We start from the raw sequence: 11,706 nt of genomic DNA, 5'->3' as shown, positions 1-11,706 counted from the left end.
TTTTGCTGCCACTTCTTGATAACCCTCAATCAAGCAACTTAAAGAGCTGTTTTTTGTACAATTTTTTGAACTCAAAGTTGTTGTCCTCATCAAATAAGACATGACAATCATGAGTAGACTTCAATGGAAATAAGTCTTCAGGTATTTCTTTTAAATTGAATGGTGCAAGGTATCTGCGGTGAAAATCAGAGTAAGAATAGTATCTTTTGAAGGTAAGTTGTTCTGCTGACGGTCCCTGAGCTATGTTTGCGGAGCCGCTAATGGACTCGACATAATCTTCCGATACCCCACAGTATATCTTCGCGTGCGAATTTGTGTTTTTGATAGCCGAAGTTATAGCTTTTGGAGTAAAGTCAAACCTTTCAAGGATTTTATAATCCAAATATTCAGTTGTAACTGCTTTTTTAAAGCTGTTTAAGGTTTGTGTCTTGGTTACAATACTTAATTTTGGTGAGTGGCTTTGTGATAGTATTTCCTTCCACAATTTCAATGTTTTATCAGCAGGGGATTTATAATAACCAACATAGGGGAATATTAAATAAGTTCTATCAAAGACAAGTTCCCATCTGACTATTATTTTCTTTAAAATTTCTAGTGAGTCACTTTTTGTTAGAGTACCATCAATCTTGTCATTTAGATCTTGGGTATTAGTTATGTTTGCGAGTAAGAAATCGTCTGATGCGAAGCCACAGTGATTGTAGTCTTTATAAAATAACGCTTTATGTTCTGTTCCGCAAGAGCACTTAAAATTGATTGCTACGAGTATTTTTTCAGGTAGGAATCCGTAACCTTTGATATCAATTATTGTATAATTATTTATAGCACTAGCAAATTCATTGAATTTTTTATCAATTTCTTGATGAGCTATTAACTCTAAATTGTCATCACAAGTTTCACAACTATACAATGATATTGTATTGGAATTATAACTCGGTGCGTTTTTAAATATATCTCCGTTATATTCAAACATTGCATCTATTTCTGTAAGATAAGATGGAGCCTCGTAACTGTAATCTATAACGTAATCTTTGTTAGCACCACTTATAATATGTGACTCTTCTGGGTTGAGGCACGGAATACTTATTTCTTCACCGCAAGCACCGCATGTACAGACCATTTCTCCGTCATCATTTTCAACAGGAAAAATTATTACGTGATACTCTATCACCACCTCACAATGAGGACAGCTGCCTTTGTATTTTCTTTTGTCAAAATACACTTTTATTTTCCTTTTATGCTCAATTATCATTAATTATTGCTAATGGATTAAGGCATATAGCTTCAGATAAGTGGTCCGGCGTATAGTTACCTTAATATCCGTGTGCCCAAGAATACACTGTAGTACCAAAATGTTACCCCGCGCATCATAAAGCAACTTGCAAATGTATGTTGTAATACATGTGACAACTGTCCGTCAGGTAGTTCTGTAAGTATGATCTCTTTTTTCAGGAGAAGAAAGGCAGGAAACTCTACTTTATACTGGTACTGAAGAAAGGGAAGAGATCAATATACCTAGTGTTACCGTTCGCTGGTATCCTATAGGTATCCTAGAAAAAACAAAGGAGTCATGCTATTAACATAACTCCTTGATAAATGTGGTGGCCCCTACTGGACTTGAACCAGTGACCAAGCGATTATGAGTCGCCTGCTCTAACCAACTGAGCTAAGGGGCCTTAATGGAGTGTGATTATACGTGCCATTTGGCACGAGGTCTAGCCTTTGAATGACTGTATGCGCAAATTCTGTTCAATCTAAACAATAAAAAAATAAAACAGAGAATAACTGTGATATCAATAACATAGAGTAACGATTTATGGATAAGCTTACGCACAGGTACAATAATATAAATAATAAGGCTATTTTTTATAAATATATGTAGGTGAAATCTATCGTAGATTAGATAGATTGTAGATACCGTATCGAAATTCCATAAAAAAACGCCTGTGATATCACAGGCGTTTGTTATAACTTTTATTGAAAAGTAAGTCGATTACTCATCAAGGAAGCTGCGTAACACTTCAGAACGGCTTGGGTGGCGTAATTTACGCAGTGCCTTCGCTTCAATCTGACGAATACGTTCACGGGTAACATCAAACTGTTTACCCACTTCTTCCAAGGTATGGTCGGTATTCATATCGATACCAAAACGCATACGCAGGACTTTCGCTTCACGCAATGTTAAGCCTGCTAACACTTCGTGAGTTGCTGAACGTAAGCTTTCTGATGTTGCAGAATCCAGTGGTAATTCGAGAGTAGTATCCTCGATAAAATCACCTAAATGTGAATCTTCATCGTCACCGATTGGGGTTTCCATGGAGATTGGTTCTTTAGCGATTTTCAGTACCTTACGGATCTTGTCTTCAGGCATCAGCATGCGTTCTGCAAGTTCTTCTGGTGAAGGCTCACGCCCCATCTCTTGCAACATTTGACGAGAGATACGGTTCAGTTTATTAATCGTTTCGATCATGTGAACAGGGATACGGATTGTACGCGCCTGATCAGCGATTGAACGAGTAATTGCCTGACGGATCCACCATGTTGCATAAGTTGAGAACTTATAACCACGACGGTATTCAAATTTATCAACCGCTTTCATCAGACCAATATTCCCTTCCTGAATCAGGTCAAGGAACTGTAAGCCACGGTTGGTATATTTTTTCGCGATAGAGATAACGAGACGTAAGTTCGCTTCGACCATCTCTTTTTTCGCACGACGTGCTTTTGCTTCACCGATAGACATACGACGGTTAATATCTTTAACCTGTTCGATTGTCAGTCCAGTTTCAACTTCAATTTGTTGCAGTTTTTGTAAGCTGCGTTGTACTTCTTCTTCAATACCTGCCAGTTTTTCAGACCAAGGCTTATTCATTGCACGAGCAGCAGTGAACCATGTGTCATTGGTTTCGTTACCTGTAAACAGCGTAATGAAGTTTTTCTTTGGCATCTTAACTTGATCAACACAAAGACGCATGATGTGACGTTCTTGTGCACGAACTCTGTCCATCATGTCACGCATATTGTTAACCAAATAATCAAACTGTTTCGGTACTAAACGGAACTGTTTGAAAATTTCAGATAATAATAAGATTTCAAGCTCTGTATCTTTGTGGTTGCGACCTTTCGCCTTGATAGTTTGGCGAGTTTTTTCATATTGCTCACGAAGCTCAGTAAACTTCTGACGCGCTAATTCAGGATCGATGCTGTTATCATCATCGCTATCGCTGTCATTATCGCCATCTTCATCTTCGTCTTCATCTTCGTCTTCAGCGCTGTTGTCAACTTCATCATCATCTTTGCCTAAGTTGACATCTTCACTTTCTGCCATTTCTTCGGCATTAGGGTCAATAAACGCAGTAATTAAATCTGAAAGACGTGCTTCGCCAGCTTCAACGCGATCATACTGTTCAAGAAGATAAGTAATTGCTTCAGGATATTCTGCAACGGAACATTGAACTTGGTTAATACCATCTTCAATGCGTTTTGCGATATCAATTTCACCTTCCCGGGTGAGCAGTTCAACGGTACCCATTTCGCGCATATACATACGCACAGGGTCGGTTGTACGGCCAATCTCAGATTCTACACTAGAAAGTACCTGAGCTGCGGCTTCTGCAGCATCATCATCAGTATCATTTGAATTTTCTGCCAGCATCAGATCATCGGCGTCAGGTGCTTCTTCCATAACCTGAATGCCCATGTCGTTAATCATCTGGATGATGTCTTCGATTTGATCTGAATCGACGATATCTTCCGGCAGATGGTCATTGACCTCAGCATAGGTCAGGTAGCCTTGCTCCTTACCTTTAGTAACAAGTAGCTTCAGCTGTGACTGCGGGTTTTGCTCCATAAGACGGTATCCACACTTCAAAGTAATTTGGGTTGGTGTCGGTCGGCGATAACTGTTCAGCCAACAATAACTACGGAGGGGCATTTTCATTGTCGATTGCTACGGTCCCCTCAGCGTAGCAAATGTAGGTTTTTAGTACCTACCGATAGCGGCAATTAAGCCGTGTTTTTAATCTTAATTCTGTATTTACTTTTTAACGCGTGCCTGTATTATCAATTGGACTTCTTCGCGTTCATCTTGCGTTAGGCCTTCTGTTCTCTCTTTCGCAATAAGCGTGTTTAAACGTTCATCCATTGCGGTTAAAAAAAGATGATCTAACGTGTCTGTAAAGGTTTTTTCTGCAATCTCATCTATATCTATATCGTTCCACATTGCCAATTTTTCAAGCTGTTTACCGAATTTATTCTCTCTATAGAGTTCGATAATCTGTCCCGTATTTAGGCCAGGTTGTGCTTGGCAAACAGAAACTAATTCAATAAAAAGTGATAGACCTGCAATTTTTTCTGTACTTAATCCCTCGAGAGGGGGCACTAATTTAGAGAATTCTGGGTTTTGTATCAATAGGGCAATCAATATACGCATCGGTGTTGTGCGTAATTTTGTCGGTTGATACGATAACTCGTGATTAACCGGCGTTCTACCAAATAAACGATCCATCTGCTCAATATCGGGATTTCCCGTTAAGCTTCCAAGCTCTCTTAATAAATATAGACGTAAAGTTTCACTTGGGATCTTATCTATTAATGGTCTGGCTAAACTATATAGCTTACCATTGCCTTCTTGAGTACTCAGATCCACTTGAGGAACGAGTGAATCAAATAAAAATTCTGATAATGAATGTGCTTGTTCCATACGTTTTTCAAAAGCTTCTTTACCTTCACGACGAACCAATGAATCGGGATCATCACCTTCGGGTAAAAACATAAAACGTAAAGAGCGACCGTCATTTAAAAAAGGAAGGGCGGTTTCTAATGCTCGCCATGCAGCATCACGTCCAGCTCTATCTCCATCATAGCAGCAAATAATGTTATCCGTTGTCCGAAAGAGCAACTGGATATGTTCTGCTGTGGTGGAGGTTCCTAATGAGGCAACGGCATAATCAATACCAAACTGCGCTAATGCCACAACATCCATATAACCTTCAACAACTAATAGCTTTGTGACGTTATTATTAGATTGTTGCGCTTCATAAAGTCCGTAAAGTTGACGTCCTTTATGGAATATCTCTGTTTCTGGTGAGTTTAAGTATTTAGGTAAATCATCACCTAAAACACGCCCACCAAAGGCAATAACACGACCACGTCTATCTCGGATAGGAAACATGACTCGTTGGCGAAAACGATCATAAGTGCGACCATTATCGTTAGTTATTACCATACCCGCTTCAAGAAGTAAGGCTTTATTATCGGCACTTTGACCAAAACGTTTTAGGACGTTATCCCAACCTGTTGGTACAAATCCAATAGAAAAACGGGTAATAATATCTTCACTAAGCCCACGATGCGCAAGGTAGTTTCTTGCTTCCTGTGCATCAGGTTTATTGAGAGCGCTACTATAATACTGATTCAATTTCTCCATCACTTGATAGAGATTTTGTCTTATATGTCGTTCAATAGGGCTACTGCTTGTTCCTGATTCATAAGGAACTTCTAACCCATGCATTGCTGCTAACTCTTCAATGGTTTCGACAAAATCGAGTCTGTCGTAATTCATCAAAAAATCAATAGCATTGCCATGCGCGCCGCAACCAAAACAGTGGTAAAACTGTTTGTCGCTATTTACTGTGAAAGAGGGCGTTTTTTCATTATGAAACGGACAACACGCTGAATGATTTTTGCCTTGTTTTTTTAACGGCACACGAGCGTCGATAAGATCGATGATATCGGTTCGAGCTAGCAAATCATTGATAAATGAACGTGGAATTCGTCCAGCCATAAGCCCTTTTACGCCTGTTGTTGAACGAGAATAAGCCGCGCTCTCAGAAGAAAGCACGGCCTTTAACTGCGACTACAGTGTCTGCATACGTTGCGGTATAAGCCGCAAAATATTAGTACAGACGAGTACGACGTGCGTTTTCGCGAGCTAATTTTTTAGCGTGACGTTTTACTGCTGATGCTTTAGCGCGTTTACGTTCAGTCGTTGGTTTTTCATAAAACTCACGACGACGAACTTCTGCTAATACGCCTGCTTTTTCACAAGAGCGTTTGAAACGACGAAGAGCAACGTCAAATGGCTCGTTTTCACGTACTTTGATTACCGGCATGTGCCTCTCACCTCAATAGAAATCGGTTTGCGCTGGCATTATTTAAGCCAGCCGACATTTAAAATGGTGCGGAATTTTACTTCAAAGCAGGGCACTTTGTAAAGAGATGCACAAAATTGAAACGCAAACTCTCACTTTTGTGTCTTTTTAATAAGTACACAAAAAGCGACAGTCGCTAACCACACATTTAAATCACTTAAAATAGGTGAATAATTATAGACCAGAAAAAGGAATTTGTCACATGCTGGTATGTAAAAGATGTTGCGAAGGCGTATAAAATCACCGAAATAATGATACAATCGATTCATTACGCGAGTTAGCGAAGAAGAATTTGGAAGCGTCATGCGAGTTTTAGGTATTGAAACATCTTGCGATGAAACCGGTATCGCAATCTATGATGATAAAGCCGGCCTATTAGCGAATCAACTTTATAGCCAGATTAAACTGCACGCTGATTATGGTGGGGTAGTTCCTGAGCTTGCTTCACGGGATCATATCCGTAAAACAGTACCTCTTATTCAAGCGGCACTGAAAGAAGCAAATCTTACGGCGCAAGATATTGATGCGGTTGCTTATACTGCTGGCCCCGGTCTTGTTGGCGCGTTGCTTGTAGGGGCAACTATTGGACGCTCATTAGCTTTTGCGTGGGATGTCCCAGCTATTCCTGTTCATCATATGGAAGGCCACTTATTGGCTCCAATGCTTGAAGAGAAAACACCAGAGTTTCCATTTGTGGCACTTTTGGTTTCTGGTGGCCATACACAGTTAATTAGTGTGACGGGAATTGGCGAATACACCTTATTAGGTGAATCTATTGATGATGCTGCTGGCGAAGCTTTTGATAAAACGGCAAAACTACTGGGATTAGATTATCCTGGTGGTCCAGTATTATCGAAAATGGCGCAACAAGGCACAGAAGGTCGCTTTGTCTTTCCTCGACCAATGACAGATAGACCTGGACTTGATTTTAGTTTCTCGGGTTTAAAAACCTTTGCCGCTAATACTATTCGTCAAAATGATGATTCAGACCAAACTCGCGCTGATATTGCACGGGCATTTGAAGATGCGGTTGTTGATACGCTTGCGATAAAATGTCGTAGAGCGTTAGAACAAACAGGCTTTAAACGTTTGGTGATGGCGGGTGGTGTAAGTGCTAATCGTACATTACGTGCAAAAATGGAAACCGTAATGAAGCAATTAGGTGGCGAAGTTTTTTATGCGCGTCCTGAATTGTGTACTGATAATGGTGCAATGATTGCACTAGCAGGAATGATCCGCTTTAAAGGCGGTACAGAAGGTCCATTAAGCGTAACAGTAAGACCGCGTTGGCCTTTAGCTGAGTTGCCAGCACTTGAAAATAAGTAGCGCGTCAGTACGTCAGTAGTAAAAGAAAAGCCACTGAAAAGTGGCTTTTTTATCCATCCTATCTTTACGATTTGGTGAGGTTAATCTTCTTTTTCTTGCTCTTTAGCTTCTTGAATGATCTCTTTTTCTGTTTTTTCAGTCTTTTTCTTTAATTTATGCCAGATACGGCTCTCTTGACCACGCCATAAACGTTGAATATTGTCGTGATGACGGTAAAGTACCAGACATGATAATAAAGCAACGGGATAAGTGAATTCTGGTTTAAACCACCAAACATAAAAAGGGGCAAGCAGTGCGCTGATAATCGCACCAAGCGATGAATAGCCACTCAGTAAGACAGTGAGTAACCACGTTCCTGCGATAAGCCCACTTAAATCCCAACCAATGGCAGCGATAGCACCAAATGCAGTGGCTACACCTTTTCCGCCTTTAAAGTGGAAAAAAACAGGATAAATATGACCTAGACAAGCTGCTATTGCGACAATACCGAGGTAAAAAGGAGGCACATTTAAGTAATAGGCGAGCCAAACAGGGATCATCCCTTTTAGGACGTCACAGATAAGAACGGCTGCTGCAGCTGCCTTTCCTCCAATACGTAGGACGTTGGTTGCTCCGGGATTGCCAGAGCCAAATTTTCTTGGATCAGGTAGTCTTGCCAGTCGGCAAATCAATATCGCGCTGGAGATTGAGCCGCACAAGTAGGCGAAGATGATCATTCCAAGTGCGTTAGCACTCATTTGTATTCTCCAATGTTTATGTAAGTTCGTTAGGCATGTATGGATAATACGCATATTTCATCGGAAGTGGTATCCGATGAGCAGAAAAAATAAGAGATGACGTGATGGATATCGTATTTATTGAGCAATTATCAGTAATAACCACAATCGGTGTTTATGATTGGGAAAAAACCATAAAACAAAAATTAGTGTTCGATATCGAAATGGAATGGGATAACAAACGCGCATCCCAAACCGATGATGTGGTTCATTGTTTAGATTATGCCAGTGTGAGCAATGCAATTATTGACTATGTTGAGACTCGACGTTTTGAATTAGTTGAACGTGTTGCTGAAGAAGTGGCACAGCTATTGATAACGCACTTTGCTGTACCAAGAGTAAAAATTAAATTAGCGAAACCAGGAGCTGTTGCACAAGCCACAAATGTAGGTGTGATTATTGAGCGTAAAGCTTAATTAGCGCTGTTCCTGATTAAGTCGCGATTTCCATTTTATAATCGCGGCTTCTCGTTGCTTGGTTAGCGCATCTCGTATTGCACTGCCTTTTAATCTACTTTCAATGATTGGCTTAATATCCACATTATTTGCAACAAGGAAAGCTTGGCAAAGAAACGCACGTTGTGGATAAGCAATATTTTCTAAGCCCTTACGTCCTCTCGCATCGGCTTCACTCACCATTGCAAGTTGTTCAACACGTTCTGGTTTTCGCCATGCATCAATAGCATCAAATAAGCGGATTATTTTAGAAGGGCGCATTCTATCAATACGATGGATATGATCATGAAATCTTGCCGTTAAACGCGCGAGATCACGGATATGATTAGGAATACGATAACGTTGACACAAGGCTTCAACTAAAGGCACACCCGCAGGGCCATGACCGTGATGATGAGGCCAATTTTCAGGAGGTGTTAATCCTTTTCCCAAATCATGGCATAAGGCACTAAAGCGTACCGCAATATCGTCTGTTAATTGACTGGCGATATTAAGTACCATCATGGCATGAATGCCTGTATCGATTTCTGGGTGCCATTTTTCAGGAGCAGGTATACCAAACAAAGCATTAATTTCAGGAAAAAGAACGCTTAAAGCACCACATTGACGTAAAACTTCAAAATAGACTTGAGGCGCGGGGCTCTCAAGAGCTTTTTCAGTCTCTTTCCAAACACGTTCAGCAGTCAGTGCATTTAACTCACCACTTTGTGCCATCGTCTTCATTAATTGCAGTGTTTCAGGTGCAATATTAAATCCTAAAGGCGCAAACCGTGCCGCAAAACGTGCAACTCGCAAAACTCTTAACGGATCTTCTGAAAATGCCTCAGAAACATGGCGAAGTTGTCTCGCATTGATGTCATCTATGCCGTGGTAAGGATCGACATATCCGCCATCAACGGAATAAGCGATAGCGTTAATAGTGAGATCACGACGCGCAAGATCGTCTTCTAATGTGACATCGGGTGCTGCATAGCAAGTGAATCCCGTGTAACCTGAGCCTGATTTTCGTTCTGTGCGCGCAAGGGCATATTCTTCATGAGTATCTGGATGAAGAAAAACAGGAAAATCTTTGCCTACTTGTTGATAGCCTTGTTGTAATAGCATTTGAGGTGTTGCACCAACAACAACCCAATCTCTGTCTTTTACTGGCATCTGTAACAGTTGGTCGCGTACAGCGCCACCAACAAGATATATATTCACGGGATCACTGTTCCTTTGGTTGGATATTAGTTCATCCAACGATCATTACGTTTACGACGACGCGGAATAATATGTGGAAGGATCAGACCAAAGACAAGACCTGCACCAGCAACACCACCACCATACATAAACCACTGTAAGATGATATCGCGTTGTCTGTCATCTAATTGTTGATTAGCAAAATCGAGTTTTTTCTCTGCGACAGCGAGCTTAGTTCTCATTTGTTCATTTTCTTTTTTCAAGCCATTGATGATGTCATCACTGTTTGAAACTTTATTTTGCATATCTATTGTACGTTGATTCCAACTTTGGTCGATATTCGCCAGTTTGTCGCGCAGTGTTTGGATCTCTTTTTCCATTGCAGGAATGCGAGTACGCATGCTTGGCTGAGCACTCAGTTGGCTTTCAGGTATCCAAACAGTACGATCTTTATCGTCTTTAATTTGTACGTAGCCCGTTGCTGCATTACGAGAAAGTACAGTGACTGTTGAGCCAGAATTTAAAGAGCCAACAATTCGATACTGATTTCCTGGTCCACTATGCACATAAGTGGATAATTCATCGGAAACATAACGAGTTTCTGCGTGTGAGCTCAGAGAAAAGCCTAAGCCAAGTAAGGAAAGAAAAAGTAAGGGTAATTTTCGCATTATGTTTTCAACTTTTTTATCTATACAAGAGAATATTTTTACTGATACTAAAGAGTAAAGTTTGCGTAAGCAAATAGTAAACCAGAATGAGAACAGTCTTAACTGGTAGAATATAGGGATAATCTGCCTTTTATTCATTATTGTTATTAGGCTATCACTTGCAAAATGAAAATGCGTCAAATATTTTACTAATCAATTGATTTACTTAAGGGAAATAGAATGAGCCAATTAGAAACTGAACTCAAAATGAGTGCCATACCTGCCGCTATTCCTCACATTATTCAGCGCATTCTGACTCTACCTCATCAGCATACTGCACCCAAAAAGCTGACTAATCTTTACTTTGAAACCGCAGATAATCAAATTCGTCGCTGGGATATGGGGCTGCGTATTCGTGGTGTTGATGAACGTTATGAAATGACAATTAAAACTGCCGGTAAAGTCGTTGCTGGTTTGCATCAACGTCCAGAATATAACGTGGAATTAGAACAACCTAAATTAGATCTAGCACGCTTCCCAGCAGAAATCTGGCCTGAAAATACCGACCTTACACAATTAGAGTCTCAACTTGATGTGCTGTTTAATACGAACTTTTACCGTGAAATTTGGCTGGTGGATTTTCAAGATAGCCAAATTGAAGTGGTGTTAGATAAAGGTGCTGTTCGCACTCATCAATATGAGTTGCCCATTGAAGAGTTCGAGTTAGAACTCAAAAAGGGCAATGTGTCGGATGTTATCGCATTAGCGACTTATTTAGGTGAAAAGGGCGGATTGCGTCTTGCTTCTCGCAGTAAGGCGGCTCGAGGCTACTATTTGGCGAAAGATAAACCTGCATTATCGTTGAGTGTGGTGAATCTTTCTCCTAGTGATACAACGGCTCAGCAATTGACTAAATGGTTAAGTGCGATACAGGCATTAGAAGAAGCGATTTTTGCCAATCCGACGCCACCAACAATTACCATGCCTGCCATGTTGGCATTATTTTCAGATTGGTGCAAAAAACAGTCTGATTTGCCTAGATCTATGGAACAATCACTCAATGCGATTTCGCCGTTAACATTTACAACAGCAACCGACTATTATCATGTTTTATGGTTGAATTTTAAGTTATCTTCTATGGCATGGTTACTGTCTATTGCTTAATTTCCTGACA

Annotated in this window: 10 protein-coding genes, 1 tRNA gene and 1 pseudogene; 3 read left to right on the top strand and 9 right to left on the bottom strand. The window is 40.5% G+C overall.

Going from position 1 to position 11,706, the window contains the following annotated elements; all coding sequences use genetic code 11:
- Positions 1 to 25: 25 nt before the first annotated feature.
- The 6 genes and pseudogenes from F1325_RS15240 to rpsU form a co-directional block, all read right to left on the bottom strand.
- Entirely contained in the window at positions 26 to 1,249 is a 1,224-nt protein-coding gene (locus tag F1325_RS15240) for a hypothetical protein (RefSeq protein WP_160230660.1), read from the bottom strand.
- Between the two features lie 48 nt (positions 1,250 to 1,297).
- Positions 1,298 to 1,425 (bottom strand): annotated as a pseudogene (locus F1325_RS19420) (site-specific integrase); the annotation flags it as partial.
- Positions 1,426 to 1,596: 171 nt separating this feature from the next.
- A tRNA-Ile gene (locus tag F1325_RS15235) sits at positions 1,597 to 1,673 on the bottom strand.
- 317 nt (positions 1,674 to 1,990) lie between these two features.
- A complete protein-coding gene (gene rpoD, locus F1325_RS15230) occupies positions 1,991 to 3,847 on the bottom strand; it encodes an RNA polymerase sigma factor RpoD (RefSeq protein ID WP_109373053.1) in 1,857 nt (618 codons plus the stop codon).
- Positions 3,848 to 4,033: 186 nt separating this feature from the next.
- Positions 4,034 to 5,782 (bottom strand): DNA primase, encoded by a 1,749-nt coding sequence (dnaG, locus tag F1325_RS15225; protein WP_109373137.1) that lies wholly within the window; start codon positions 5,780 to 5,782, stop codon positions 4,034 to 4,036.
- Between the two features lie 112 nt (positions 5,783 to 5,894).
- Complete coding sequence (gene rpsU, locus F1325_RS15220) at positions 5,895 to 6,110, bottom strand: 30S ribosomal protein S21 (protein WP_001144069.1); 216 nt, start codon at positions 6,108 to 6,110, stop codon at positions 5,895 to 5,897.
- Between the two features lie 342 nt (positions 6,111 to 6,452).
- Here rpsU and tsaD point away from each other — a divergent pair, with 342 nt between their 5' ends.
- Positions 6,453 to 7,475 (top strand): tRNA (adenosine(37)-N6)-threonylcarbamoyltransferase complex transferase subunit TsaD, encoded by a 1,023-nt coding sequence (gene tsaD / locus F1325_RS15215; RefSeq protein WP_098941951.1) that lies wholly within the window; start codon positions 6,453 to 6,455, stop codon positions 7,473 to 7,475.
- A gap of 80 nt (positions 7,476 to 7,555) precedes the next feature.
- Here tsaD and plsY read toward each other — a convergent pair whose 3' ends face one another.
- The gene (plsY, locus tag F1325_RS15210; protein WP_023582777.1) at positions 7,556 to 8,212 is read right to left on the bottom strand and encodes a glycerol-3-phosphate 1-O-acyltransferase PlsY; all 657 of its coding nucleotides are present in this window, start codon (positions 8,210 to 8,212) and stop codon (positions 7,556 to 7,558) included.
- Between the two features lie 104 nt (positions 8,213 to 8,316).
- Here plsY and folB point away from each other — a divergent pair, with 104 nt between their 5' ends.
- The gene (folB, locus tag F1325_RS15205) at positions 8,317 to 8,667 is read left to right on the top strand and encodes a bifunctional dihydroneopterin aldolase/7,8-dihydroneopterin epimerase (protein WP_109373054.1); all 351 of its coding nucleotides are present in this window, start codon (positions 8,317 to 8,319) and stop codon (positions 8,665 to 8,667) included.
- Here the strand turns inward: folB and F1325_RS15200 are convergent, their stop codons facing one another.
- Together F1325_RS15200 and F1325_RS15195 are read right to left on the bottom strand one after the other, a co-directional pair.
- On the bottom strand, positions 8,668 to 9,906 hold the full coding sequence (locus F1325_RS15200) for a multifunctional CCA addition/repair protein (protein ID WP_160230659.1): 1,239 nt from the start codon (positions 9,904 to 9,906) through the stop codon (positions 8,668 to 8,670).
- Positions 9,907 to 9,932: 26 nt separating this feature from the next.
- Positions 9,933 to 10,553, bottom strand: a complete 621-nt coding sequence (locus F1325_RS15195; protein ID WP_109373056.1) for a TIGR04211 family SH3 domain-containing protein — start codon at positions 10,551 to 10,553, stop codon at positions 9,933 to 9,935.
- A 219-nt stretch (positions 10,554 to 10,772) separates the two neighbouring features.
- On the opposite strand from F1325_RS15195, the gene F1325_RS15190 reads away from it, so the two are divergent.
- Positions 10,773 to 11,696, top strand: a complete 924-nt coding sequence (locus F1325_RS15190) for an inorganic triphosphatase (RefSeq protein ID WP_109373057.1) — start codon at positions 10,773 to 10,775, stop codon at positions 11,694 to 11,696.
- The last annotated feature ends 10 nt before the right edge of the window (positions 11,697 to 11,706 follow it).

The organism is Proteus columbae, from assembly GCF_009914335.1.
Classification (GTDB): Bacteria; Pseudomonadota; Gammaproteobacteria; order Enterobacterales; family Enterobacteriaceae; genus Proteus.
This window is presented reverse-complemented; position numbering and strand designations above follow the sequence as displayed.